General features: G+C 64.4%; 31 protein-coding genes. 14 read left to right on the top strand and 17 right to left on the bottom strand.

Translation table 11 applies throughout. From position 1 onward, the window contains the following. The first annotated feature begins 86 nt into the window (after positions 1–86). Positions 87–458 (top strand): nuclear transport factor 2 family protein, encoded by a 372-nt coding sequence (locus IVB54_RS21745; RefSeq protein ID WP_018456353.1) that lies wholly within the window; start codon positions 87–89, stop codon positions 456–458. A gap of 46 nt (positions 459–504) precedes the next feature. On the opposite strand, the gene IVB54_RS21740 is transcribed toward IVB54_RS21745, so the two are convergent. Then, positions 505–1467: an alpha/beta hydrolase gene (locus tag IVB54_RS21740; RefSeq protein ID WP_026233151.1), complete on the bottom strand. Its 963-nt coding sequence runs from the start codon at positions 1465–1467 to the stop codon at positions 505–507. Positions 1468–1595: 128 nt separating this feature from the next. Here IVB54_RS21740 and IVB54_RS21735 point away from each other — a divergent pair, with 128 nt between their 5' ends. Next, on the top strand, positions 1596–2273 hold the full coding sequence (locus IVB54_RS21735; RefSeq protein ID WP_026233152.1) for a nitroreductase: 678 nt from the start codon (positions 1596–1598) through the stop codon (positions 2271–2273). A gap of 131 nt (positions 2274–2404) precedes the next feature. Further along, a complete protein-coding gene (locus IVB54_RS21730) occupies positions 2405–2608 on the top strand; it encodes a hypothetical protein (protein WP_018456356.1) in 204 nt (67 codons plus the stop codon). A gap of 26 nt (positions 2609–2634) precedes the next feature. Here the strand turns inward: IVB54_RS21730 and IVB54_RS21725 are convergent, their stop codons facing one another. The 3 genes from IVB54_RS21725 to IVB54_RS21715 are packed head-to-tail and all read right to left on the bottom strand — an operon-like array spanning position 2635 to position 5221. Beyond that, entirely contained in the window at positions 2635–3756 is a 1122-nt protein-coding gene (locus IVB54_RS21725; RefSeq protein ID WP_247776437.1) for an HD domain-containing phosphohydrolase, read from the bottom strand. Between the two features lie 50 nt (positions 3757–3806). Beyond that, positions 3807–4127: a PilZ domain-containing protein gene (locus IVB54_RS21720; RefSeq protein WP_018456358.1), complete on the bottom strand. Its 321-nt coding sequence runs from the start codon at positions 4125–4127 to the stop codon at positions 3807–3809. After that, the gene (locus IVB54_RS21715; RefSeq protein WP_018456359.1) at positions 4124–5221 is read right to left on the bottom strand and encodes a DUF2336 domain-containing protein; all 1098 of its coding nucleotides are present in this window, start codon (positions 5219–5221) and stop codon (positions 4124–4126) included. The genes IVB54_RS21720 and IVB54_RS21715 overlap by 4 nt, the downstream gene beginning before the upstream one ends. A 532-nt stretch (positions 5222–5753) precedes the next feature. Here IVB54_RS21715 and IVB54_RS21710 point away from each other — a divergent pair. Continuing rightward, entirely contained in the window at positions 5754–6464 is a 711-nt protein-coding gene (locus tag IVB54_RS21710) for an AraC family transcriptional regulator (protein WP_245288436.1), read from the top strand. A 51-nt stretch (positions 6465–6515) separates the two neighbouring features. Next, a complete protein-coding gene (locus tag IVB54_RS21705) occupies positions 6516–7106 on the top strand; it encodes an NADPH-dependent FMN reductase (protein WP_018456361.1) in 591 nt (196 codons plus the stop codon). A gap of 4 nt (positions 7107–7110) precedes the next feature. On the opposite strand, the gene IVB54_RS21700 is transcribed toward IVB54_RS21705, so the two are convergent. Continuing rightward, complete coding sequence (locus IVB54_RS21700; RefSeq protein WP_018454556.1) at positions 7111–9192, bottom strand: methyl-accepting chemotaxis protein; 2082 nt, start codon at positions 9190–9192, stop codon at positions 7111–7113. 87 nt (positions 9193–9279) lie between these two features. Continuing rightward, entirely contained in the window at positions 9280–9720 is a 441-nt protein-coding gene (locus IVB54_RS21695; protein WP_018454555.1) for a DUF1810 domain-containing protein, read from the bottom strand. A gap of 212 nt (positions 9721–9932) precedes the next feature. Here IVB54_RS21695 and IVB54_RS21690 point away from each other — a divergent pair, with 212 nt between their 5' ends. The 3 genes from IVB54_RS21690 to IVB54_RS21680 all read left to right on the top strand — a co-directional run bounded on the left by IVB54_RS21690 (position 9933) and on the right by IVB54_RS21680 (position 12466). Next, positions 9933–10883 carry a DUF2778 domain-containing protein gene (locus IVB54_RS21690; RefSeq protein ID WP_018454554.1) on the top strand — a complete coding sequence of 317 codons (951 nt, stop codon included), beginning with the start codon at positions 9933–9935 and terminating at the stop codon, positions 10881–10883. A 79-nt stretch (positions 10884–10962) separates the two neighbouring features. Continuing rightward, complete coding sequence (locus IVB54_RS21685; protein ID WP_007609546.1) at positions 10963–11220, top strand: hypothetical protein; 258 nt, start codon at positions 10963–10965, stop codon at positions 11218–11220. 154 nt (positions 11221–11374) lie between these two features. Beyond that, positions 11375–12466, top strand: a complete 1092-nt coding sequence (locus tag IVB54_RS21680) for a substrate-binding domain-containing protein (protein WP_018454553.1) — start codon at positions 11375–11377, stop codon at positions 12464–12466. A 155-nt stretch (positions 12467–12621) separates the two neighbouring features. Here the strand turns inward: IVB54_RS21680 and IVB54_RS21675 are convergent, their stop codons facing one another. The 6 genes from IVB54_RS21675 to IVB54_RS21650 all read right to left on the bottom strand — a co-directional run bounded on the left by IVB54_RS21675 (position 12622) and on the right by IVB54_RS21650 (position 17820). Then, positions 12622–13404 (bottom strand): ABC transporter ATP-binding protein, encoded by a 783-nt coding sequence (locus IVB54_RS21675; RefSeq protein ID WP_018454552.1) that lies wholly within the window; start codon positions 13402–13404, stop codon positions 12622–12624. Further along, positions 13392–14447 (bottom strand): dihydrodipicolinate synthase family protein, encoded by a 1056-nt coding sequence (locus IVB54_RS21670; RefSeq protein ID WP_018454551.1) that lies wholly within the window; start codon positions 14445–14447, stop codon positions 13392–13394. Before IVB54_RS21670 ends, IVB54_RS21675 begins: the two co-directional genes overlap by 13 nt. A gap of 6 nt (positions 14448–14453) precedes the next feature. Continuing rightward, positions 14454–15275: a GNAT family N-acetyltransferase gene (locus IVB54_RS21665; protein WP_018454550.1), complete on the bottom strand. Its 822-nt coding sequence runs from the start codon at positions 15273–15275 to the stop codon at positions 14454–14456. Then, positions 15262–16299, bottom strand: a complete 1038-nt coding sequence (locus tag IVB54_RS21660) for an NAD(P)-dependent oxidoreductase (RefSeq protein ID WP_018454549.1) — start codon at positions 16297–16299, stop codon at positions 15262–15264. The genes IVB54_RS21665 and IVB54_RS21660 overlap by 14 nt, the downstream gene beginning before the upstream one ends. 18 nt (positions 16300–16317) lie before the next feature. Then, positions 16318–17088, bottom strand: coding sequence for an ABC transporter permease (locus IVB54_RS21655; RefSeq protein ID WP_026232760.1), 771 nt, complete (start codon positions 17086–17088; stop codon positions 16318–16320). Positions 17089–17172: 84 nt separating this feature from the next. Continuing rightward, on the bottom strand, positions 17173–17820 hold the full coding sequence (locus IVB54_RS21650) for a TetR/AcrR family transcriptional regulator (RefSeq protein ID WP_018454547.1): 648 nt from the start codon (positions 17818–17820) through the stop codon (positions 17173–17175). 100 nt (positions 17821–17920) lie between these two features. Here IVB54_RS21650 and IVB54_RS21645 point away from each other — a divergent pair, with 100 nt between their 5' ends. The 5 genes from IVB54_RS21645 (at position 17921) to IVB54_RS21625 (ending at position 21384) form a co-directional block, all read left to right on the top strand. After that, positions 17921–18937: an ABC transporter substrate-binding protein gene (locus IVB54_RS21645; RefSeq protein ID WP_018454546.1), complete on the top strand. Its 1017-nt coding sequence runs from the start codon at positions 17921–17923 to the stop codon at positions 18935–18937. Positions 18938–19210: 273 nt separating this feature from the next. Further along, positions 19211–19909, top strand: coding sequence for a septum site-determining protein MinC (gene minC / locus IVB54_RS21640; protein WP_026232759.1), 699 nt, complete (start codon positions 19211–19213; stop codon positions 19907–19909). 19 nt (positions 19910–19928) lie between these two features. After that, positions 19929–20744, top strand: coding sequence for a septum site-determining protein MinD (gene minD / locus IVB54_RS21635; RefSeq protein WP_007591740.1), 816 nt, complete (start codon positions 19929–19931; stop codon positions 20742–20744). Further along, positions 20741–21022, top strand: a complete 282-nt coding sequence (gene minE / locus IVB54_RS21630) for a cell division topological specificity factor MinE (RefSeq protein ID WP_007591739.1) — start codon at positions 20741–20743, stop codon at positions 21020–21022. Before minD ends, minE begins: the two co-directional genes overlap by 4 nt. 176 nt (positions 21023–21198) lie before the next feature. After that, positions 21199–21384: a hypothetical protein gene (locus IVB54_RS21625; protein WP_018454544.1), complete on the top strand. Its 186-nt coding sequence runs from the start codon at positions 21199–21201 to the stop codon at positions 21382–21384. A 13-nt stretch (positions 21385–21397) separates the two neighbouring features. Here IVB54_RS21625 and IVB54_RS21620 read toward each other — a convergent pair whose 3' ends face one another. The 4 genes from IVB54_RS21620 to IVB54_RS21605 form a co-directional block, all read right to left on the bottom strand. Then, a complete protein-coding gene (locus tag IVB54_RS21620; protein WP_018454543.1) occupies positions 21398–21649 on the bottom strand; it encodes a hypothetical protein in 252 nt (83 codons plus the stop codon). Positions 21650–21757: 108 nt separating this feature from the next. Further along, positions 21758–22147, bottom strand: a complete 390-nt coding sequence (locus tag IVB54_RS21615) for a hypothetical protein (RefSeq protein WP_018454542.1) — start codon at positions 22145–22147, stop codon at positions 21758–21760. Between the two features lie 92 nt (positions 22148–22239). Continuing rightward, positions 22240–22470 carry a hypothetical protein gene (locus IVB54_RS21610; RefSeq protein WP_007591727.1) on the bottom strand — a complete coding sequence of 77 codons (231 nt, stop codon included), beginning with the start codon at positions 22468–22470 and terminating at the stop codon, positions 22240–22242. 371 nt (positions 22471–22841) lie between these two features. Next, complete coding sequence (locus tag IVB54_RS21605) at positions 22842–23864, bottom strand: hypothetical protein (RefSeq protein ID WP_018454541.1); 1023 nt, start codon at positions 23862–23864, stop codon at positions 22842–22844. A 387-nt stretch (positions 23865–24251) separates the two neighbouring features. On the opposite strand from IVB54_RS21605, the gene IVB54_RS21600 reads away from it, so the two are divergent. Next, positions 24252–24848 (top strand): L,D-transpeptidase, encoded by a 597-nt coding sequence (locus IVB54_RS21600; protein WP_198293348.1) that lies wholly within the window; start codon positions 24252–24254, stop codon positions 24846–24848. 7 nt (positions 24849–24855) lie between these two features. Here IVB54_RS21600 and IVB54_RS21595 read toward each other — a convergent pair whose 3' ends face one another. Then, on the bottom strand, positions 24856–25284 hold the full coding sequence (locus tag IVB54_RS21595; protein ID WP_018454539.1) for a hypothetical protein: 429 nt from the start codon (positions 25282–25284) through the stop codon (positions 24856–24858). Positions 25285–25328: the final 44 nt, after the last annotated feature.

Below are 25328 nucleotides of genomic sequence, written 5' to 3'. Positions count from 1 at the left end.
GAACTGAACGTCGGGTCATATTGACAAAGTATCAATAATTGTCAATATGACCGAAAGCGGCATGAAGCCACGAGAGGTTCTGCGAGATGAACGATGAAGCGCGACTGAAGACCTGGAACACCTATCAGGCGGCGTGGGGACCCATCGATGAGGACGAGCGGCGTCGGCTGCTCGAGCAAAGCGTGGTCGCGGACTGCGTGTATACCGATCCGGGCTCGCAGGTTGAGGGACGCGACGCCTTGATGGCGCGCATCGGTCAAACCCAGCTCAAGTTTCCTGGCGCGCATTTCAGGAATGACAGCTTCCTCGAGCACCATGATCAAGGGCTTTTTCGCTGGACGATGTATGACGGCGCCGGTCGCGTGTTCGTCACGGGCGAGAGCTTCGGCCGTTTCGGCGACGATGGCCGCCTCGTTCAGGCGACGGGCTTCTTCGAGGTGCCCGCTGCCAAGTCCTGAACGCCGGCCGGCGCGGCGGTCGATCCTGCCGCTCCGGATATCGCCCTCAGGCGCCGCGCGCGAGAAGCGCCTTGAAGTCCGCGCGTGCGCGCTGCGCTTCGGCTCGCGCCACCTCGGAGGCGTCGCCGAGGCCGAAATAGCCGTGGATCAGGCCGGGGCCTTCATGATGCTTCACCGGCACACCGGCTGCCTCCAGCGCCCGTGCGTAGGCTGCACCTTCGTCGCGCAGGGGATCGAACCAGGCGGTGGTGACGATCGCGGGCGCGACGCCGGCGAGCGAAGCCGCGCGCAGCGGTGAAACGCGCCAGTCGGTCGCATGAGAGGGATCGGCGAGATAATGACCGCAAAACCACTCCATCACGGCGCGCGAGAGGAAGTAGCCTTCGGCATTCTCGGCGCGCGAGGGGAAGCGTGCGTTCTCGCGCGCGTCCGCATAACTCCCGAGGACGTCGGTCACGGGGTAGACCAGGAGTTGCGCCGCGAGCTTGATGCCGGCGTCGCGGCAGGCGATCGCGGTGGTGGCGGCGAGATTGCCGCCGGCGCTGTCGCCGGCAACGCCGAAGCGTTTTGCATCGCCGCCAAATTCCGCGACGCGGCCAAACACGTCGCTGACCGCGGCAAAGGCGTCCTCGAACGCGCCGGGAAAACGCGTTTCGGGCGGACGGCGATAATCGACGGAGACGACGACCGCGCCCGTCTCGATCGCAAGGTTGCGTGCCTGCCGGTCGTGGGTCTCGAGGTCGCCCGCGACCCAGCCGCCACCATGGAAGAACACCACGGTCGGCGCCGGCGTGGTGCCGACGCGGTAGACCCGTGCATCCAGCGGACCGGCGCCGCCTTTCACCTTGATATCCGCGATGATGTCGACCGGTGGTGGCGCTATGGCCGCGCGTGAGGCAGCCAGTGCACGCAAGGAATCGCGGGCGCTCTGTGGCGTCATCGTCGTGGCATCGCGCATTGGCAGCAGCGGAATGATCTGGGCGATGACGGGATCGAGCGGTGCAGCCATGTTGGCTTTCATGGGATCCTCACAGGGTTCTTGGTCTTGCTTGCGGGTTAGCATAGATATTGCGCGCCGCGTCGGCAACCGCTCGCGTGTTGGCGCGCCAGGGGATGAACGGGCAGGGAGGTCTTGAGGTGGAATTCGAAACGCTGGTCCAGTCGCGCCGCAGCGTGCGCGGCTTCAGGAACGAGCCGGTGCCGCGCGCGGTGATCGAAGCGATCATCGACAGCGCCAAGCGTGCGCCCTCGTCGATGAACACCCAGCCCTGGCACGTCCACGTGCTCACGGGCGGTCCGCTGGAACGGCTGCGCCGACGCAACATGGAGGAGATGGTTGGCGGCGCCAAGGTGAAGCGCGACATCGTCAGTCACGGCGAGTATCAGGGCGTGCACCGGACCCGGCAAGTCGACGTCGCCAAGAAACTGTTCGGCGCGATGGGGATCGCGCGCGACGACAAGCCGATGCGGCAGGACTGGGTGCTGCGCGGCTTCCGCCAGTTCGATGCGCCGGTGTCGCTGGTCTTGACCTATGACCGCGTGCTCGATCCCGGCGCGGTCTGCCATTTCGACCTGGGCGCGCTCTGCTACGGCATCGTGCTCGCGGCCTGGGACCGCGGTCTCGGTTCGGTGATCAACGGGCAGGGCATCATGCGCTCTGACATCGTGCGCGAGGTCGTAAACATTCCGGAGGACGAGGTGATCATGACCTGCGTCGCGATGGGCTATCCTGACGACAACTTTGCCGCGAACGCGGTGCGCTCCGATCGCGAGGGCAACGACGATTTCGTGCGCTACGTCGGATTCGCCGAGTAGTGCGGGCAGAGGAGATTATTCTCTCGCCGAAATTTTTGGTGCGGACCGCTTGGCGGCCTCTTGCAATCTCGATCGTGCAGGAGGAACAATGTGCGGACTGAAAGGTTTGATGCTGGCGCGAGGGAATTGACATGCGGCGGCTCGCTAGCCTGGTTCGACGGTTCTTCGGCCCGCGAGTGCGGCGTCCGATCGATGATGATCCAAGTCTTCCTTTCACACCCGAAGAGTTCGGCCGGCTGATCCGCAGCGGCCGGCACGAGGACATGAAGCTGCTGGCCGAAGGGCTCGCCTGCCGGACCGTTCCGCGCCGCACCAGACATCGCGCCGCGCACTAGACTGGGGTCGAGACGGGTTGCTGCGCTTACCTCGTGAGAGCGACCTGCCTGAACGCGGTCAGCAGCGCCTTCTCCAACTTTCCGCTCATCCCGCATAGGATGTCATAGGCTTCGCTGCGTGGCAGCGTCGGCTTGTAGTGCCGATACTCGATCAGGGCCGCGAAGATGTCCGAGATCGTGAGAATCCGCACGATGTCGCCAATACTCTCGGCCCCGAGTGCATCCGGATAGCCGCTGCCGTCAAGAAATTGGTGATGATGCCGCACGGCATCGAGGATCTCCGGTGAGATATTGTCGTGGTCTTTCAGGAAATCGTAACCCGCAATCGGGTGAGTCTCGATCATGGCACGTTCGGCCGGATCGAGACGGCCGGGCTTGTCGAGGATGGCAAGCGGGATCCGGGCCTTGCCGAGGTCGTGGAACATGGCCGCCGAATACAGCCGCTCGAGATCGGCGCGGCCCACACCGAGACTCAGTCCGAAGTCGATCGCAACGCCGGTCACGAGCAGGCAGTGCTGGTAGGTTCCCTCGTGGTGGCGCCGCACAGTGGTGAGCCACTCGGACAAGCCATGCTGGGTGATGCGATCAGCGATCTTGCGGCCGGCTTCCTTCGTGCCGTCGACATCGATGGGCTCGCCGAGCGCGACGGCCGTGAACATCGACGCGATCGCCGTCGCCGCGGCCTCGACGGCATTGTCCTGCTGCGGCGCCTGACCTGAGGAAGCAGACGCCTCTTCGGCGGAATCAGCCAGCGCTGCCAGCAGCTTGATCTTGTCGATCGTCCCGGGAAGGACGAGCGTGGCCCCGAGCGCGTAGGCCTGCGAGATACTCATGTGAGAGGGGTGCTCGACCAGGAAGATGCGCTTCGTTGCCTTTGCGAACTTTATGGCTCGTTTCTTGATGGCCGCGATGGTGTGGACGTCACGCAATTCCGCACGGATGACGATCGCGAACGGCATCTGGGACAGCTTGGCTTCTGCGTCGAGCCGTTCGCCTGCGAAGGCAAACCGTTGCTCGAGAATCGAACAGACGCTCGACAATTTTTCCGAGGAGTCAGCCAGCACATGCACGAATGGGCGTGCCGCTTCCTTCTCTCGGATGCCGCCGTCGCCTTTGACGGGGCGGGATATAGTTCGCGCGTTCTGCACGGTTGACCTGAATCATGCTGGAGTTGGATCGGGCTGATGAATCCTTGGGCCTATTTGTTCTGAGCGGCAGCCTGCACAGAGGCTGCCGGTTTCTTCTTGCCGTCTGCGGTGACGAAGTGCACGCCGGCCGTGGTGCCGTCGATCCAGACCAGTTCGCAGCGCCGGTAGGCGAGCCCCGTCGAGGACAGCAGCAGGAAGAATTCCTTGGCCTGGAGCACGTCGAGCGTGCCCTCGACCTCGATCTTGGCACCGCTTTGCGATATGTCGAGCAAAACGCAACTGCGCCGCCAAGTGCCGTCCGAGCCCATTAGATTGACAGGCTGCTTGTGATCCATTTTTACGCGCATCGCTTTGCGACCGTCGAACTTCATCGGCTAACCCCCATCTTCGGGCTGCAATTTCCCGGGTCGCCTGTGCTGGCGTTTGCTACTATTTGCCCCCATCGCACTGTCCATTGGCTGGTGGACAGAAGCAGCGTCTCGAAGATCCGTTGCGCGCGCTCGCGCTCGGAATAGGAGAGCCTTTTTCCGCTGCGGTTGCTCAGGATGGTAAGGGTGGTCTGCCAGTTTAGCCGCGACGCCCGGCACGCCATGACCAGCCCCTCGCAATCGTCATCGCTCGCGACATGCTCGATAATTTCGAGCGGCGCCCCTGAAAGCACCGACAGCGCCGTGAACAAATTGGCCGTCTCGCCGCGGATCGCAAAGCGGTTCACCGTGGAATCGTTGAGCTTGCCGACGCGGTTGAGGGCGACGATCTCCGGCCTCGCGCCCGCGTAGTCGGCCCGGCAAGGCCGCTTTGGCGGAGCCGGCTCCGCTTCCGGCACCGGCGCTGCGGCGGACGGGGCGGGTGCCTTCCGGGCTGGTGGGGCGGAGAGCAGCTTGCGCACGACCAGATCGGGCGTGCCGGGCCGGAGCACCAGCGCCTTCGCGATCTCGCCGTCCTGGTCGGCCTTGGCAATTAGCGCTGCATAGGCTGCGTCGGAGAATTTCGTTCCCTGGTTCTTGATCAGGTCAAGGCAGATCGGGCCGCCGTGCTTGATCAGCGCCTCAGTCACCGTCGGCGCGATGTCGCTGCGCGCGGCGATCGCGCGTCGATGCCACTCGCCACGGGAGTCAATGACAGCCTCGAGATCGGCTGCGGAAAGTGCACGCGACTTGAGCAACACAGGACATGCCACGTCCGGACTATCGTGCGAGGCGAGACGCCACAATGTTTCGGGAGGCGCGATGTCAAGTTCCGCGAGCGCCGTGCTGAGCTGAACCAGTGCGCTGGCCTCGACCCGTTCCGTCAATCGCAGCAGAACACCGTCGACCACGTTGACGAGCAATTCCCGGCACTGGCCGCGGCTGCCAGTGAGCAACTGCACCATGCCGGCGAGAATGCGTGCGCAACGGTGCGGTGGGTAGGTTGCGACCACCTCTTCCAATTCAGCAAGAATATCAGCAGGCGAATTTGCCATCATGGCAGGGGCCTGACCTAAAATTAATTTGGACTATCGAACTGCACCTATTCCGCCCGACAGACGTTAATTTGAAGTTTGGATTTTGCTCGTCTAGGTATATCTGCACCGCTGGCCACACGGAAAACGCTATCGAAAATTGGCGAGATTTGATGCGCCGCCTTGTCCTTGGACTTCGACGCTCGCCAACTGGTCGGCATAGTTCGAAGTGATTCTTTCAGACTTAAGGCACACGGAGCGCAGAAGCGGGCCGGCATCGTCGCCGGACGCGTGTGTTGCGACGCGAAGTTCACATTGCCATGAATAGAAGTGATGATCCGCCGACGCTGGCGCCAAAGGTATTTCGCTTCACCGACGTCGATGAATTCGAAACGCCATACGAGGGCTCGACTTCGAGTTCACGCCTTTTGTACGGAGGATTTCGGCCGAGCAGAGTATTCTGTCGCTACCCGGCTGCGACGTGAATTTGACGCGGGCATTTCCGCGGGTCGTCGACGCACAGCTCGTCGAGAATTGTACCGCGATCGGATTCACGATGGACGATTTGGACGTGACCGTTCGATTCAACGGCGCGCGGCGTATACGACCCGTTATCGTCATCGGCAGCGGCGGCGCGGCTTACACCATCATTGAGGAGGTGCAGCGGCAAATCGCCTCGGTGGTGTTCAGGCCGGAGGTGACGGATCGCGGCTGGCCACAAGCAACCCTCTGCTTCAACATCTTCGAAACGACCGCTGCGGGCTTGAGCCGGCTTCGCGGTGTGGTCCGGGAAGTCTTGGAAGCCGCGTCGGAGCCCGTCGCCTCGCCCGACTTGCCGCTGAAGGCGGCCGGCATGAAGGAGACCCTGCTCGGCGCTGTGGACGCAATTTTCGAAAGTATCGTTCCCGCGCGATGGACCCTGCGCCCCAATGACGAGCGCAACTTCAAAGTCTTTCAGGACATCCGCGCGCTGCTTTCCGACGCCCTCTCGCTGCCCATCTACAGCGACGAGATCGCGCGCAAACTCGGCTTGTCCGTTCGCACCATGCACGACGTCGCCCGCCGCTATCGTGGAATGAGCCTGCACCGCTACTTGCGCCTGCGGCGGCTGTGGCTGGTGCGTCAGCGGCTGCTCGCGGGTGCCGATAGTGTCAAGGCCGTCGCGCTGGCGTTCGGCTTCTGGCATCTCGGCGACTTCTCCAGAAGCTATCGCGACCAGTTCGGCGAGACACCGTCGCAAACGCTTGAATCCGGACGGCGAACTTAGCGCGTCAAAACGTTGAGGGCCGGCCTGATGATCCGTGCTATACTGCTGCCCATGAGCAATCGCATTCTCGTCCTCTACGGTTCCTACCGTTCCGACCGCATGGGCATACGCCTAGCGAATTTCGTCATCGATCGCCTGCGCGCCCGCGGCGACGACGTCGTGTTTATCGACGCCAAGGCGATCGGCCTGCCGATGCTCGATCGCATGTACAAGGAATACCGCAAGGGCTCCGCACCCGAGGCGCTGGAGAAGCTCGCCGGAGAGATCCGCGGCGCAGATGGTTTCGTCTTCGTCACCGGCGAATACAATTGGGGCATCCAGCCGGGCCTGAAGAATCTCACCGACCACTTCCTCGAGGAGTGGTTCTGGCGCCCAGCCGCGATCGTGAGCTACTCGGCCGGCCGCCTGTCCGGCGCGCGTGCCTCGACCGCCTGGCATGGCACGTTGTCGGAGATGGGCATGGTGGTGGTGTCGAGCACCATCGGCGTCGGCCCGATCGCACAGACGCTGTCGGAAGCGGGTGAACCGATCGGCGAGGGCGGCAAAGCGCTGGAACGCTCGTTCCCGCGCTTCGCCGACGATCTCGCATGGTGGATCGAGGCGGCCAAGGCGCAGCGGGCGCGCAAGGCGCCGCCGTACTAAGCCCTTACGCCGACCTGACCTCACCGAGGAAGCGGTCGAACTGTCCGGCGAGATCGCGTGACTGGGACGAGAGCTGCTCGGCTGCGCCCAGCACCTCCCGCGCGGCCGTACCGGTGTCGTCGGCGGCGCGCTGCACGCCTGAAATGTTGGTGTTGACCTCCTGGGTGCCGCGCGCGGCTTCCTGGACGCTGCGGGCGATCTCCTTGGTCGCCGAGCCCTGTTCCTCGATCGCGGCCGCGATCGCGGTGCCGATCTGGTCGATCTCGCCGATGACGTCGGCGACGTTGCGGATCGCGGTGACGGTCTCGTCGCTCGCGGCCTGGATCGCCGAAATCTGCTCGGAGATTTCGGTGGTGGCCTTGGCGGTCTGGCCCGCCAGCGATTTCACCTCGGCAGCAACTACCGCGAAGCCGCGGCCGGCGTCGCCGGCGCGGGCGGCCTCGATGGTCGCGTTCAACGCCAGCAAATTGGTCTGCTCGGCGATGCTCTGGATCAGCGTGACGACGTCGCCGATCTTCTGCGCGCCCTCGGCCAGCGCACGGGCGGTGTCGCCGGTGCGGCGGGCGTTGTCGACGGCGCGGGCCGCGATCTCGGTGGACTGGGCCACTTGACGGCCGATCTCCGAAATCGAAGAGGTCAGCTCCTCGGTGGCGCTCGCGACCGTCTGCACGTTGCTCGATGTCTGCTGTGAGGCGGCGGCGACGACGGCGGCCTGGCTGTTGGTCTGGGCAGCCGTCGAGGTCATCGACTGCGCCGTGCTTTCCATGGTGGCTGAAGCGCGGGACAAGCCGCCGACGAGCTCGGTGACCTTGGCTTCGAACGCGCGGGTGATCCCGTCGAGCGCCTGTGCGCGGCGCATCTTGCCGTCGTTCTCGGCTTGCTTCTCGGCCGCGAGGCTGTCGGCCCTGATCATGTTGTCCTTGAAGACCCGGACCGCCGCGGCCATGGCACCGATTTCATCGGAACGCTCGGCGCCGGGAATCTGGTCCGTGACCTCGCCTTCGGCAAGCCGCGACATCCGCGTCGTCAGGTTGACGATCGGGGCGCAGACGCGGCGGCGGACCGTTACGATGAGGCCGGCGCTGGCGATCAGCACGGCGAGGAGTCCCGCGAGTGCGATGGTGAAGCTGGTGTGGGCCGCAGTGGAGGCACCGGCGAGAATCTGCTCGGCGTTGTCGTAGAAGGCGTCGCGGACCTCGATAATGGTGCTGAGGCCGCGCTGCGTGGCGGTGTAATAGGTGTCCATGTCGTGTTCGTACTTGCCGGTGACCGCACCCTCCTTCACCAGCTTGAGCTCGCGGCCGAACTCTTCGATGTAGATCGCGTTGAATTTTTCCAGCGCGGCGGCGACGTTCGCCGGCGTTGCGGGATTGCCGCGCAACTCCAGCAGCGACATCACGATCTGATCGTTGCGGCCCTGCGAGCGGCTGATCTCGGCCTTCTCGGCATCGGTCGCCGGTTTCTTGCCGCCGACGAGATTCTTGTGCAGGCTGGAGTTGAAGCCGCCCACGTCGCGCAATGTCATCGCGATGTTGGCGTAGCTGGCCTGCCGGTAGGCATCGCCGTTGAGGATCGCCATGCGGCGAACCTGCTCGTTGAGCAGCGCGGTCCCGCCGGCGTTGAGCACGGCGTTGTCGGCGACGATCTTCTTGGCGGCATCCTTGCGCGCCTCCGGCGGGCCTGCCATCGCCTTGTCGATGGCTTCGCGCAGCGCCGTGAACTTCGAATTGATGGCGTCGATGTTGCCGCCGGTGGTGTTGCCGTCATCGAACGGGCCGGGCAGGTCCTTGCGCAGCGCGTTCATCCTGTCGCGGGCGGCATCGGTCTGCTTGCGCAGCTTGTCCTGCTCGGCAAGCAGCGCCGGGTCGACCGCGGGAGGGCCATAGAGGATGTTGGTGGAAAAGCCGCGCTCGGGATTGAGGTAGCGCGGGATGTCGCTGACGGCGCGGACGATCGCCAGCCGCCCCTGCGCTTCGGTGATCCGTTCCATCGTCTGGTATTTCGTCACGGCGACGTAGACGGCGAGGCCGCCGCCCACTGTCGAGAGCGAGACGATGGCGGTGGTCAGGAGCGTACCGATTTTCATGATTCTGTCCGGCAACTGGCGCGGGAAATTATTTGCACGGACAATAGGCAGGCGATGTTAATCCCGGGTTTACGCTGGTGGCTGCGGTCACTTGGGCTGTCGGTCAAGGGCCGCGAGGATATCGAGCGTTGCCTGATCGCGCTTGTCCGAAAAATACCGGGCGAGCGCCTCGTCGAAAACGGGCTCATCGGACACCGCGTCGAACAGCGTCATCGACGAGCGGAATTTGGCATCATCGGGCGCGCCGAGGATGGCGTTGATGGTCCGGCCCTCGACGGCGAGCACGAGCCGCGTGCATTCGATCAGGCGCGGACCGAGGATGGGGTGGGCGAGATAGGCCTGGGCCTCGGCGCGGGAGGTGATGGCGTAGCGCTGGGACATGGCGCTGAAGCCGAGACCGGCGACCTGCGGGAAGACGAACCACATCCAGTGGCTCTGTTTTCGGCCCCGGGTCAGCTCCCCCTGGACGTCGCCATAGACCGGGTCCTGGGCCCGGACAAAGCGCTCTAGATCGAACGGATCGGTCATAAGATACCTTGGGATACCCTGGAATGGCTTGCCGGGGCCCTTGCCGGCCGCGATTATGCCTAACTTTTGGCTCCCAATGTGGTAGCTGGTAGAGAATCTCCGGGTGGGGGTGGGTCCCCTCGGGGGTCGATTTTGGGGATCTGATGGTTTCCGACCGGGCACGAGCCGAGGGGCTATTGTCGCGCCGCCGTATTGGGCGAGCCGAGACGATATTGCTGTCTCTGGCCGCCGTCGCGCTGGCACTGGGCGCTGCCGCCTGGGTCGCGGATATCGGCGGTTCGGCCTCGCTGGTCACCGCCGCACTGCCGCCGGCCAATGCGCCTTCGTTCGATGATCGATTCGCTTCGGCTTCCAGCAGTCCGCCCGCCCGCGAGCTCGGCCTGCGAACGCTGGAGCGCTCCGCGGTCAATGCAGTCCAGCTCAAATTGCGCGATGCCAAGGCGATGCTCGCCCAGAAGCTCCAGGCCGACGACTGGCGCTCGACCCTGACCGATGACGACCGGCATATGTCCGAGGAGACGAGACAATCGCAGCGTGCTGACGCCATCCCGATGCCGCGCTCGCGCCCGCCCCAGGCGGACATCTCCGCCCAGATTGCCTCAAGCCAGGCTTATGCCGAGACCAACCCCCGTGTCGACAACCGCAATTTCTTCGAAAAATTCACCGACAAGATCAGGCTGGCCTCGCTGACGCCCGACAGCGGCCTGTTCGGCAAGGCGCCGGATCTCGCCGCGCTTGGCTACGATTCGCGCACCGCGGTCTACGACATCTCGGCCAAGGCGCTTTACCTGCCGAGCGGCATCGCGCTGGAAGCGCATTCCGGCATGGGCGCGCTGATGGACGACCCGGAGCACGTCGACCAGCGCATGGTTGGCGCGACCCCGCCTGCGACCTACGACCTGAAGCCGCGCGAAAAACTGTTTCACGGCGTCCGCGCACTGCGCTTGACGCCCACCGAGGGCACCAGCGCGCTCGGCCGCGTCGGCCTGCTCACCCACAATTACATGCTCGGGCCTCGTGGCGACTCCAACGGCTGCGTTTCGATCAAGGACTATGATCGATTCATGAAAGCCTACGACAACGGTGAGTTCAACCGTCTGGTCGTGGTGCCGAGGCTGACCCCATCGGCGACCGCCTCGCAGCGCGCGAGCACCGAGTCCTGATATCTGCTCCGGATATTGGCCTGCTACGGCGGGGCTGCCGTTTTCCTTTCGTTAAGCCGTCATCGTCCAGAAGCAGCCCATGAGTGATCCGCAAAGTTCCGAGACCCCGCTGCGCACGACGTTCAAGATCAAGCTGAACGGCGACACGCTGGCGATCGCGACCGTCGGCCAGGCCTATCAATTCCTCACCAATTTCAAATCGGTCGAGTGGATGGAATTCCGCTCGCTGCATGAAGACGCGGTCGCGGCGCTCGAAGGCGCCGCCGAGAACGCCATGCTCGTGGTGCAGGCGACCAACGCCGTGCGCGCGCTGTTTGTGAGCGCCAAGCTGCTCTGAGAGCGACACGGGAAATTTGGGAAGATTCCCGGATTGCGCCGCGCTCCATCCGGGCTACCGCTCAAGTGTTGAACTCCGCTATAGCAACAGGCCATGGTCTGCGAAGATCGCGCTCAAGCCGATACGTTGAAACATAGTTCAGGGAGAGACCATCATGAAACGCCGTACATTCCTCAAGGGCGGCGCGGTTGCCGGCGCGACGACGCTGGTTGCCGCACCTGCGATCGCGCAAAGCGCGCCCGAGATCAAATGGCGCCTGACCTCGAGCTTCCCGAAGTCGCTGGACACTATCTACGGCACCGCTCAGACTTTTGCGAAATATGTTGCCGAGGCCACCGACAACAAATTCCAGATCCAGACCTTCGCGGCCGGCGAGCTCGTTCCCGGCCTGCAGGCGCTCGATGCGGTCAGCACCGCTTCTGTCGACATGGCGCAGACCCCGCTCTATTTCTACATCGGCAAGGAGCCGGCGCTGGCCTATGCCACCGGCGCGCCGTTCGGCATGAACCATCGCCATCAGGAATCCTGGTGGCATTTCGGCGGCGGCGCCGACCTCACCAATGAGGCGCTGAAGCCGTTCAAGGCGCATGCCATCCTCTGCGGCAATTCCGGCACCCAGATGGGCGGCTGGTTCCGCAAGGAGATCAAGACCGTCGACGATCTCAAGGGCCTGAAATTCCGCATCGCCGGGATGGGTGGTCATGTGCTGGCGCGGCTCGGCGTGGTCCCGCAGCAGATCGCGGGCGGCGACATCTATCCGGCGCTGGAGAAGGGCACGATCGACGCAGTCGAATTCGTCGGCCCCTATGACGACGAGAAGCTCGGCTTCCAGAAGGTCGCCAAATATTACTACTTCCCCGGCTGGTGGGAAGGCGGCGCCATGCTGCACATGATCGTCAACGACGAGAAGTGGGCGTCGCTGCCGAAGCAGTACCAGGCGATCGTCAACCAGGCCGCGTCGGCCGCGGGCGCCTGGATGCTCGAGAAATACGACAGCGTGAATCCGGCGGCGCTGAAGCGGCTGATCGCCAACGGCGCGGAGCTGAAGGCGTTTCCGCAGCCGGTGCTGGAGGCCTGCTACACCGCGACCCAGGACCATCTGAACGAGCTCGCCATCAAGAGCGACCTGTTCAAGCGCACCAAGGAAAGCCACGACGCCTATATGAAGGAGCTGCTGTTCTACACGCAGATCGCGGAGAATTTTTACGACAATTATCTGCTCGGCAAGATGCGCAACAAGGCTTGATCGCGCAAACTCCCGTAGGGTGGGCAAAGGCGCACTTGCGCCGTGCCCACCACTGCTTGCTTGCCTCGCCATGGTGGGCACGCTTCCTCCTTCGCTCTTCGAGCTACGGCGGACAAGTCGCTTTGCCCACCCTACAGCATCTATCGTGCGGTGAATTAAGCCGCGCCCAAACCCAGCTTCTCGTAAATCCGCCGCGCATAGGCGCCGAACGCGTCCGTCGTTTTCAGCGGCAGAGCCCGTGGGAAGGGCAGGTCGATGGGGAAATAATCGGCCATCTTCGCAGGTCCGGCCGTCAGCACGGCGCAGTGCGAGGACAGGAACACGGCCTCCTGGATCGAGTGCGTGATGAAGATGATGGTCTTGCCGCTCTCGCGCCAGATCCGCAGCATCTCCAGATTCATCTGCTCGCGCGTCAAGGCGTCGAGCGCGCCGAACGGCTCGTCCATCAGGATCAGTTTCGGGTCGTGAATGAAGGCGCGCGCGATGGCGGTGCGCTGCTGCATGCCGCCGGACAGCTCGCGCGGATATTTCTGCTCGTAGCCGGCAAGACCCACCAGATTGAGCAGATCGCGCGCCCGCTCGCGCGCGGCCTTCATCGGAAGACCGACGATCTCTGCCGGCAGCAGCACGTTGTCCAGGATGGTCCGCCATTTCAGCAGCAACGCCTGCTGGAACACCATGCCAATGTCGCGGGTCGGATCGAACGGGCTTTTGGCGTTGCCGATCTTCACCGTGCCGCCGTCGGCGTCGTGCAAGCCGGCCAAAATCTTCATCACGGTGGTCTTGCCGCAGCCGGACGGGCCGACCAGCGAGACCAGCTCACCCTCCTGCACGTCCATGGTGACGTCGGACACCGCGAGGAATTCGGCGCCGCCGCTGCGATAGACCTTGCGGACGCCGTGCAGGCTGATGAAGGGGCTTGAGCTCATGCCAGCCATTTATCCAAGTTTGCGGCCACGAACGCGTCGTCGCTGAGGTCGGAATGCTCGCGGTACACGCGCTCGATCTCGTCCTTCTGGCCGGGGCTCAGGCCCTCGTTCGGATCGAGGCACCACAGGCCCTGCATCAGGCCCTGCCGTCGCAGCACCTCATGGCAGCCGGCGATGCAGCCGTGAAAATCGTTGGCGACGTCGAAGAAGGCGCTGTTGCAATCGGTGACGCGGGCATCGAGCGCGAGCAAATCGGCCGGCACGCTGTCCTTGTGCCGTGCCGCTTTGCAGCGCTCGAACTGTTTGATCGCGCTCGCCGTCCACACCGACCAGTGGCCGAGCAGGCCGCCTTTGAAATAAGTGCGCGTGGTGACGCCGTTGTCGCGGAGGTCGAACGGCAGCATCAAATCGAGCAGGATGTGGTCATCATTGCCGGTATAGAGCGCAACGCGGTCGAGCGCGCCGGCTGCTGCGACGCCGCGCAAAACATCAAGGGTCCGGTAGCGGTTGAACGGCGCGATCTTGATCGCGATGACATTGTCGATCGAGGCAAAGCGCTGCCAGAACCGGCTCGACAGGACCACGCCGCCGACCGCCGGCTGAAGATAGAAGCCGACCAGCGGAATTTCGGCTGCGACCGCTGCGCAATGCGCGATGATCTCGTCCTCCGACGCCCTCTTCATCGCAGCGAGACTGAGGAGCCCTGCGTGATAGCCGATGTCGCGCGCGGTGCGGGCTTCAGCGGTGGCCTGCCTAGTCGGACCGGCGATGCCCGCGACCAGCGCCAGCGGACGCTTGGTCCAGTTCGCCGCCGTCTCGGCGGCGAGCTCCAGCACGGGACGATAGAGGCCGACGTCACGGATCGCGAACTGCGTGGTGTGCACGCCGACCGCAAGGCCGCCGGAGCCGGCTTCGATGTAATAGCGCGTCAGCGCGCGCTGATGCTTTTTGTCGAGCTGGCGTTCGGCGGTGAGCGCGAGGGGATGCGCCGGCAGCACGGTGCCGTCGGCGATCAGCTTGCGGATCTCGCTGTTGATCTGGCTGTGGTGCATGATGTCCTATCCGAATTCAGGGCCGGCGACGGCGAATGGCATGTCTTCACCCGCGGTCTTAGCGGGGCCGAACCGCATGCGCTGGAACGGGCGCTCGATGATCCAGCCGGATGCGGTCAATCCTTCAGGGAACGCGGCTTGCGACGCGACGGCATCGAGCAGCAGCGGTCCGGTCTCCGATCGCGCGATGGCATCGACCAGGGTCAGCGCGGCTGCCGCGTCGTCGGCAAGCAGCGGGCCGATATGGCGCGCGGTACGTCCGTCGCGAACCAGCGCGATGGCGCCGTTCGCGGCGACGATGCGCGAGCCGGAACGCTGCGCGAAGTTGGAGAGCAGGGCGGTTCGATCGAGGCCCGTGGCGCGCCGGTCGCGCGCGCGGAGCGCGTCGAGCGTCGCGGACGAAGGTGCCTGCCCGGACGCGGATGCCGATTTCACCAGCTTGAGCCGGCGCAATTGCAGGGTCGGCGTGAACCCGAGCGGCCCATAGACGGCAGCACCGTCCGGGGTTGCGTCGAGCCAGCTCGTCAGGCCGCGTTCGCGCGCCATCGCCAGGCAGGCGTCGACGAGCCGCGTGGCGAGACCGCGTCGGCGATGGCTTGCCGTCACCAGCACCATGCTGATCCAGGCGTTGTCGCCGGGGTAGGGCAGGAGTGCTGCGGTCGCGACCAGTTGCGCGCCATCACGGATGCCGAACGCGACGCCGTCGCTCAAGAAAAACCGCCAGTCGTCTTCATTCTGGTTCCAGTGCGCCTCTGTCGAGAGCGCGAGGCCCGCCGCAGCATCCTCGACGCCAAGCTGGATGATGCGCGGATCGTCAGTAGCGTCCATCGCGCACCTCGTATTTGGTGGGCTTGCCGAGGCTCGGCATGGCGCGCGACACCCAATCCGCCGTCCAGGCGATCAGCTGCTCGGTGTCGACGACCGGCAGGCCGAAAAGCTCGACTGCCTTGGACGTGTCGGTCAGCCACGCGGTCGGCTCTTCGTTTCCTGTCAGCACCGGCATACGGCCGAACCTGGCGCCGAATCTTGCTGCGAGGTCGCGCACCGCCAAAATCTCGTGGCCGCTGACATTGATCGGCGAGGTCGGCGCTGTGCAATGCGCGAGGCAGCGCAGCGCCTGCGATGAGGCATCGCCCTGCCAGATGAAATTGACATGACCGATGCTGAGGTCGATCGGCGTGCCCGTGAGCACTTTCAAGGCGATGTCGTGCAGCACGCCATAGCGCATGTCGATCGCGTAGTTGAGGCGGAATAGCCGCCCGGGCGTTCCGAACTTGCGCGAAAAATACTCGAACATGCGCTCGCGGCCCACGCAGGACTGGGCGTACTCGCCGGGCGGGTTCGGCGCCATGTCCTCGCCCGATCCTTTGCCGTCGACGGGGACGAACGGATAGATGCAGCCGGTCGAGAACGCCACGATCCGCGACGAGGGGAAGGCCTGCGCGATCAGTGCCGGCACGTGCGCATTCATCGCCCAGGTCAGCGAGAGATCGCCCTCAGCGCCGAATTTGCGGCCGGCCATGAAGACAATGTTGGGCGCCTTCGGCAGCGCCTGAATCGCGGTCTCGTCCATTAGGTCGCAATTGATAGTCTCGACGCCACGCGCGTGCAGCCAGTCCTTGACGCCGGCGTCGCTGAAGCGGGCGACGCCGATGACACGGCGATCGGGCGCTGCGGCCTTGGCAAGCCCCGCAAGCGTCGGCCCCATCTTGCCGGCGACGCCGAGGATCATGATGTCGCCGTCGACCCGGGCGAGGTCGTCGATCAATGCCTGGGTCGGCCGGCACAGGAGATCGTCGAGCGCAGCGATATCAGGGATGGTCTTCGGCAGGTTGTGGCGGGTGAGGAGCATGGTTTTGGTCCTTGATCTTCAAGTTTGTCTTGCGTCGCCGACGACGAAGATGCGTTCGAGGACGAGCACGAAGCCGTAAAGCGCGACGCCGAGCAGGGTGAGCAGCACGACGGCCATCACCATCGCGGGCGTGTCGAGCGACGACTGCACCTGGATCATGAGGTAGCCGAGCCCGCGCTCGGAGGCGATGAACTCGCCGACTATGGCGCCGGCGACCGCGAGGATGGCGCCGACCTTCATTCCGGAGAAGATGTAAGGCAGCGATCCCGGCAGCTGGATCTTGCGGAACAGCGTCCAGCGCGAGCCGCGCAGCGATTTGACGAGGTCGAGCAGATCCGGCTCGACCTCGCGCAAGCCCCGCGCGGTGGTGAGCAGGATCGGGAAGAAGCAGATGCTGAAGGCGATCAGGATGTTCGGCACGATGCCGTAGGAGAACCAGACGATGAGGAGCGGACCAAGCGCGACCTTCGGGATCATGTTCAGCGTCACGAACAGCGGCAGCAGCACGAGGCTGATCAGCGGCGCCCAGCTGAAGATGACGGCCAGCGTCACGCCGACGAAGGCGCCGAGCGCAAAGCCGCCGAGGATCTCGATCGCCGTCACCAGCGTGTTGGCGCCCCAGGCGTAGCTCGCGGTTCCCAGCGTCTGGATTGTCGCGAGCGGCGAGGGCAGGATGAACTTCGGGACGTGGAAGGCATCGACCAGCACCTGCCAGAGCACCAGCACGGCGAAGTGCACGATTAGGACGATCGCAAAGCTGCGCGTATTGCGGGCGCCGTCTCCTGTCACCGGTTACCCCCTGCTGTCAGCGGCCACCTTGCCGCTGGTCGCAAGCCTAGCCGTCCCGGAGGGAAGTTTCAACCAGTTGGTTGATTATGGCCGGAGCGAATGCAGCACGAGATCGGCGACGTGCCGGCGGCGGGCGCGGCGCGCGGCCCGGCTCGACAGGTCCTTGCCGAAGATCGCCGACAGCGTCGGCGTGTTGGAGAGATAGAAATAGCTGAGGCCCGCGATGGAGATATAGAGCTGGATCGGGTCGATCCCCTTGCGGAACATGCCGGCGCGGACGCCTTCGTGAAGGATGTGGGACACGCTCTTCACCAGCGGCGAATGCATCGCCTCCAGCCGCGTCGAGCCGCGGACGTGGCGGGCACCGCCGCGGTTCTCGTCGTTCAGAAGCACGATGAAATCGGGGTTCGTCGCGAGGTAATCGAACGAGGCCTCGATCAGTTTCCGGATCGCCTTTCCCGGCGGCAGGCCTTCGAGATTGAGCTGACGTTCCTGCTCGCGGATATCGGCGTAAACCCATTCGAGCACGGCGAGATAGAGCGCGTCCTTGTCGCCGAAATAGTGGTAGACGAGCTGCTTGTTGACACCGGCGCGCTCTGCGATCTCGTCGACGCGGGCGCCGGCAAAGCCGTGCCGGGCGAACTCCTCGCGCGCCGCGGTGAGCAGCTTCTTGCGTGTGGCGACCGGGTCGCGCCGCTGCGGCACGGTGTCGCCTGAACGTTTTGCGGGCATTTCCAACCAAACAGTTGACAAGTTGAGGGCGGCCTTGTTGCATTGGTATCCTCACGGGGGGAGAGCGACAAGCCGGTCGCGGGCAACGAGGAGAGATGCGATGAAGCGTTTGCAGGCGGCGGGCTCGGCCCTGGCGGTGGCCCTGATGCTCGGATCACCAGTCGTGCCCGCGAACGCGGGCGAGGCGGTCAATCTGATTCTGAACTGGGCGCCGACGGCCGATCACTCGCCCTATTATTACGCCAAGGCGCAAGGCTGGTACGAGAAAGCGGGCATCGATCTGACCATCGAGGTCGGCAAGGGCTCCGGCGTCTCCGCCGCCAAGGTCGGCTCCGGCGGCTCGCCCTTCGGCGTCGCCGATCTCGCCACCATGCTGGTGGCGAAGAGCAAGGGGGCTGACGCTGTTGCCGTGATGAGCGTCTACGCCAACACCGGCCAGACCTTCTACTGGTTGAAGAGCTACGGCGTGAACGGGGTGAAGGATTTTGCCGGCCACAAGATCGGCAATCCGCCCGGGGACGCCTCGCGTGTGATGTGGCCGGCCTTCGCCAAGGCTGCAGGGCTTGCGCCCGACTCCGTCGGCTTCGTCAATGTCGGGCCGACGGCGAAGATCGCCGCGCTCAAGAGCCATACGGTCGACATCATCAGCGACTTCTACAACGAGCACGATTTGAAGGTGATCGAGTTCGGAAGCGATCTCGGCTACGTCAATTGGAAGGACATCGGGCTCAACCCTTACGGCAATTCGCTGATCGTCAACGGCGGCTATCTGCAGAAGAACCCGAAGCTGGTCGAGGCGTTCGTGCGGGTCACGCAAAAGGCCTTCGCGACCTGCGTCGCCGACGCCGCGCCCTGCCTGAAGGCGCTGCTCGATCAGGTCTCCGGTCTCGACAAGGAGAACCAGGAGCGCCAGTGGGAGCGCATCAAGTCCCTGATGACGGACGAATTCACGACGACGAAGGCACTCGGCTGGATCGACGGCGAGCGGATGAAGAAGGACTACGATCTGGTCCAGACCTATCTCGGCATGGAGAAGCCGTTCGACGTCACGACGGCGTTCACGACCAAGATGCTGGACCCCGCCATCAAGATGGATGCGAGCAAGGTGAAGAAGTAGGGGGCTGGTCGCCGCGCCGGCCCCACATTCCGCTGTCATGCCCCGGCTTGACCGGGGCATCCAGTACGCCGCAGCCTTTCGGCTGACCCGCAACCGTCTCGGAGTACTGGATCGCCCGCCTTCGCGGGCGATGACCGTTGTGCGGGGCGAGAGCGCCTGCTCAACGCCCTTGGTGCGCTTCCATGCCACGTAACCCCACGGAGAAATTAACCGGCCATTAACCATATCGGCGGCATCGTTAACCATTCAATAACAGGGGACGAGTCGGCCGCTATGGAGGCTGCAGTAAAACCTCAACGCCAAATGGTTCGCCTGCGCGGGCGCTCCTATGTGGCCTTCGTCTTCGTGCCGACGGTTCCCATCCAGGACTGGCTGCAGGAGATCGACACCACCATCGCGCGCTCGCCGGGCTTCTTCGCCGGCCGCCCCGTGGTGATCGACCTGTCCTCGGTCGATCTCAGCCAGTCCGGCATCGGCCATCTGCTCACCAGCCTTCAGGACCGCAACATCCGCGTGCTCGGGATCGAGGGCGTGGAGGAGGGCCGGTTGAACCCCATGATGCCGCCGCTGCTTTCGGGCGGGCGCAGCTGCGTGGTCGAGCCGAGTGCGCCCAAGAAGGTCGAGGCAAAGGTCGAGACCAAGCCGACCTCGCTGCTGCTCGAAAGCCCCGTGCGGTCGGGCCAGACCGTGATCTTCCCCGAGGGTGACGTCACCATTTTGGGCTCTGTCGGCTCCGGCGCCGAGGTCGTTGCCGGCGGCTCCATTCACATTTACGGCGCGCTACGCGGTCGCGCCATGGCGGGCGTGAACGGTCACACGAGCGCGCGCATCTATTGTCAGAAGATCGAGGCCGAACTGCTTGCAATCGATGGTTTTTACCAGACCGCCGACGATATCGACGCGGCCCTGCGCGGCAAGCCGGCCCAGGCCTGGCTGCAGGGCAACACCATGCGAATTACTGCGCTGAACTGACCAGAAGGAGATTTGAGAGATGGCCAAGGTACTGGTCGTGACGTCAGGCAAGGGGGGCGTCGGAAAGACCACGACGACCGCCGCACTGGGGGCTGCGCTCGCGCAGCGCGGCGAAAAGGTCGTCGTCGTCGATTTCGACGTCGGCTTGCGCAACCTCGACCTCGTGATGGGCGCCGAACGCCGCGTCGTGTTCGACCTCATCAACGTGGTGCAGGGCGTCGCAAAGCTGCCGCAGGCCCTGATCAAGGACAAGCGGCTGGAGAACCTCTGGCTGCTGCCGGCCTCGCAAACCCGCGACAAGGACGCGCTGACCGAAGAGGGCGTGGGCAAGGTCATCGACGATCTGCGCAGCCGTTTCGACTGGGTGATCTGCGACAGTCCGGCCGGCATCGAGCGCGGCGCCTCCATGGCGATGCGCTTTGCCGACGAAGCCGTGATCGTCACCAATCCCGAAGTCTCCTCGGTGCGCGATTCCGATCGCATCATCGGCATGCTCGATTCCAAGACGGTGCGGGCCGAGAAGGGCGAGCGGGTCGAGAAGCACATTCTCATCACCCGCTATGATCCCTCGCGCGCCGCGCGCGGCGAGATGCTGACCATCGAGGACATCCTCGAAATTCTTGCAACGCCCCTGCTCGGCATCATCCCGGAGAGCCAGGACGTGCTGCGCGCCTCCAACGTCGGCACGCCCGTGACGCTGTCGAACGCGGAAGGCGCACCGGCGCGGGCCTATATCGACGCGGCCCGACGGCTGTGCGGCGACACCGTGCCCATGCAGGTGCCGACCGAGCGCAAGGGCTTCATGGACCGCCTGCTGCGACGGAGGGCCGCATGAGCATGGGTCTGCTTCGGCTTCTCCGCGGCAACAAGGCCTCTGCACCCGTCGCGCGCGAACGGTTGCAGATCCTGCTTGCCCATGAACGCGGACTGCGCGGCCAGCCCGATCTGCTCGGTGTGCTGCGTGAGGAAATTCTCGCGGTCGTCTCCAGGCACGTCACGCTGGACCCGACCAAGGTCATCGTCCGGCTCGATCGCGGCGACGAGGTCTCGACCCTCGAGGTCGATATCGAGGTGCCCAACGATTTCGAGCGCAAGCGCGCGGCGGCCGGCTAGGGACCTCGGCCGCGACGCTTCAAATTTGGGGTTGGTGAAAAGGCGGTCCGCTGGGCATAGCGGGCCGCCTTTTGCTTGCTGACGTGAACGCTACGGAACGAGGTCCGGGGCTCAATCGTTGTGAACAACCCGCGGCGGCGCGATGCACCGCGGTTTCGTCAAACGGGAGAACGCCCATGATGACCGAGGTCCAGGTCCACACCGTCGCGCGCCAGATGCTGGAACAGCATGGTTTTGCTGCGATCGCGAAGGCCGCCGAACAGGCCAGGGCTTGTGAGGGCCGCGGCGAGGCCGACGAGGCCAAAGAGTGGCGTCACATCGCGGACGCGATGAAGATCATCCGCGGTCCGCACCAGAGCTGACACTCCCCCGCGTTCAACGCTCCCCGCGGTCAGCGCCCTGCGGCGAGGTGCGATTCTGTGTCTGCGGCTGGGAGCGCTCGCCCGTCTCCTTGCAGGGGAGCGGCTCCCACGAGCCATCCGGCGCCTGCTGATAAGCGCTACACGACGAAGACGAGGTCGATTTGTCCTCGCCCTTCTGGGCATTGGAATTCTTCGCCAGCACGGGCGCAGTCAGCATCGGTGCGACGGCAAACGCGACCGCGAGAAGGACATGGTTGATCCGCATGGAGCTCCCCTGTTCGAGTTCGAAAGAGCCGCATGCTGGCGAGAAATGTGACGATTATTGGCCGAAGCAAAAATTCCGGCGCGGCGTGCTTAACGCCGCACGATCACGCTAGCCGCCCTTGCTGCGGATCAGGCCGGCGAGGTTGGTCTTCTGGGCCTCGCACCAGTTGGGCATGCCGAGGCGGCGTTGGTTGAGGTCGGTCGCCTGGGTGGCCACCGCGACCTCGGCCATCAGATCGTCGTCCTGCTTCTCGCCCATCTTGCCACCCGTGTGCATCCAGGCGATCGCCTTGCGGACCTTCTCGGTGGTGCCTTCGGGCAGCTGCATCTGCTCCGCCTTCTGCACCAGATCCTGGTAGGCGATATCGGTGCCCGGACATTCGACCTTGGCGGCGAAGGCCTGCAAGACCAACGTGACATAGGTCGAGCGTGGATGGTCGGCCGCTTGGGCGGACGCGGCCAGCAGCAACAGGGCCGTCATCAGAAAACCAGTGCGCATCCTTGGTACCTCCCCGAATTTTCGGGAAGGCTAGCGGCTGCCGCGCCGCTCCGCAATGGGGATAGCGTGCGCCCGCGAAGCCGGCCGGCGGGTTAGCGCCGCCAGGCCGGCACCGGATCGAGCGGCGTGCGATAGACCTCTTTGTGATCGCGGTCGGTGACGCGCACAGCGCAACCCTTGCTTTGCAGCTCGGGCTTCACCTGCGACAGCTCGGTGGCCAGTTGAACGGCGCGATCGGAGGCGACCTCGATGTCTTCGAGGATGATACCGCCCTGGTTCTTGAACTCTTCACCAACCACGAGATCGAAGGAATAGTAAGGCATCCGAATTCCCCGGTGTGACGAATTGAGCTTCGGGTGGACGTTTCAACACATGACCGATGGTACCACTGAGTCGATGTTTATCGAATGAACGGCGCGCGCAATCTCTCTGCTTATGCGCAGAAATGATGTGCAGCATTCAAGCGTGTTAAGATTTTATTAAATATGTCGGCGTGATCATGAGGCATGGAATTGCAGCAGAACCGGGCTCCGGGAACCGGCAGCTGCAAGAGAAGGCCGCCGGCATAGATCCCGACGGCCTTTTCTCTTGATGGAAAACGATCGAAGCTCGCTTCCCGTAGTCATCCGGATTCAACGCATCACATCGACTCTGACAGCATCGCTGGTGCGACGCGTCGTCGCGTGACGATGGTTCAGCGCAGCGGCATTGGCGGGCGTACGACAGGTCCGTCGTCGTCGGCAACGGCTTGCGTCGTCATGGCAGCGGGCGGTGGGGCTGCGGCAGCCTGCGAGGCCGGCGGCGGCGGAGCGAGCGGCGCCGGCGAATAAGCCGGCATGTAGGTGTGCGACACGACCGGCTTCGGTTTGCGAACCGGCGGCGCCGCGGGCCGCGGCGGTAGCGCGGACATTTGCGCGCGCGGATCGACGCGCGGCTTCGTATCGGCCACCGGCTTCGGCGCGGGCGGCTTCGCCATCTCGCGTGCCATCTGCTCCTGCCCGGCCTTCAACTCGGCGATGTTGGCCTTGAGCTGCTCGATCTGTTGCGCCATCGCGGTGAGATCGCGCGTCATCGACTGCACCGATTGTACAGGATCGGGTTGTGTTGCCGGGGGCACTGCTGCTGCAACCTGGGTTGCAGGCGGAGCCGCCGATTGGTCGGCCGCTTGATCCGTTGCGACTTGATCAGTTGCGGGCTGGTCCGCAGGCGACGCGGCCTGCGCGGCGGCGACCGGTGCCGTCTGCGACGTCGAAGGCAACAGCGACGCCAAAGCCGGGGTCCATTCGGCGAGCATCTGTCTTGCGGTGTCGCCATGTTTCTCCCAGGCGACAGTGGCGGCTGCGCTTCCGCCCGCAAACAGCATCGTGACGAACGCACCGCGCAGCCACTTGCCGGCGGAAGAGCGCTTCTGCCGGCTGAGGCCATCACTGGCCGCGACGCGCACGGCGGTGTCGACCGAGGGCGCTGCCGGCTGCGGCTCCGCGACGGGACTGAACTTCGGCTCCGGATTCATTCTGGGCTTCAGCAGGAACGCCGGATCTATTTTGGGTTCCGGACGGGTCGTGATCTCAGGCGCGAGCGCGGGCGCAACGCTGAGAGGGCGCGAGGCCAGCAAAATGTCAGGCGAAATCTGCACGGCGTCGTGCGGGTCGTTGTTCGTGACCGTGTCCTTCACGATCTCATCGACGATTTGCCGAGAGTTCAGCGTCGCGAGCATCGCAGCTCCTTTGAAGCCTGGGTGTTTTGAAGCCCCAGGTGTTGAGTATTGAGGTATCGGTCGTTCGCATTGGCGCGAGCAGATCCGTTGAGGTGGGCCCATCCAAATCCCCAAATCCGATGAGGCCCAAGCACCATGACCCACGAGTCCAGCCGGGTTTGACCAAAGCAAGGCGAGGGGATGGAGACTGTGCGACGCTCTTGCGCCGTTTGTGGTGATGGAACCCGCCTCAGAAAACACGCGTAATTGTTCCACAATGCCTTGTTTTCAGCACGATTTTGGCAGCATCTGGTGTTGCTGGGGGCGCTGCTATCGCTATCGGGGCCGGCGGTGCCAAGATCCTTATTCGTTCTACTCGTCCTTGCCATGCTTCCGTTGGGCGGCTGCATGCAGACGACGCTTTCGCCATCGACGGACGCGAGCATGACGACCCGCGACCGGCAGTTGCTGGCGCATACGCCTTACGCGCAAGCAAACGTGCCCGAGCAATATCTCCGTCATATCGTCGATTATCCGCGCAAGGAGCAGCCGGGCACGATCCTGGTCGATACCGATGCGCGCTATCTCTATTTCGTGCTGCCCGAAGGCAAGGCGATCCGCTACGGCGTCGCGGTCGGCGAGGAAGCCATGGCGTTCTCCGGAGTCGCGCGGGTCGGTCGTCTAGCGGAATGGCCGGATTGGGTTCCGACGGCGGACATCCAGGCGCGGCTCGGGCCCTATCCGGCGCGGGTGCCCGGAGGCCCCGCCAATCCGCTGGGCGCGCGGGGCATCTATCTCTATGCCGGCAACAAGGACACGCTCTACCGCATCCACGGCACCAACCAGCCGGAATATATCGGGCAGGCGATCTCGTCCGGATGCATCCGGATGCGCAACGAGGACGTGATCGATCTCTATGACCGGGTGAAGCTCAACTCAATGGTCGTGGTGCTGCCGCCCGGACAGAACGCGCAAGTCGAGGCGCGGCCCAGCTGGCGCGGGTGAGGTCGCCCTAGTTCTCGGGACGGGCGACGCGCCATTGCAGCGTCGTGGCATTGCCATTGGCCTCGCCCGGCGCCTTGTCGGCCGGCGAGGTGTAGAGCGGACGATAGCGATAGGCCCACATCTTGCTGCCGTCGTTACGGTTGATCACGGTGAAGTCGCCGACCGCTTTGGCATCGGCCGTTGCGGGCAGCGGCACCCAGCTCTCGACGCATTTCCCGTTGCAGTTCGACGTCTTGCCGGTGGTATCGCGCTCGTAATAGTAGAGCGTCATGCCGTTGAGGTCCACGAGTGTGGGGCCCTGCTTGGTCAGGATGACTTTCGCCGGTGAGGTCGCGGGCTTCGGCGGCGGAGGGGCATCGCCGCCGCCATGGCCATTCGCGAGCGCCGGAGCGGTCGAGAGCGCGATCGCCGCCGCCGCAATGAGGAACCTGAACATCCGAAACTCCAGACCGGCAAAGTTAATCGCGCGTTAAACGCCGA

The organism is Bradyrhizobium sp. CW1, assembly GCF_023100665.1.
GTDB lineage: Bacteria > Pseudomonadota > Alphaproteobacteria > Rhizobiales > Xanthobacteraceae > Bradyrhizobium > Bradyrhizobium canariense_D.
Note: the sequence above shows the minus strand (reverse complement) of the source record. Positions and strands in the feature narration are given on the sequence as shown.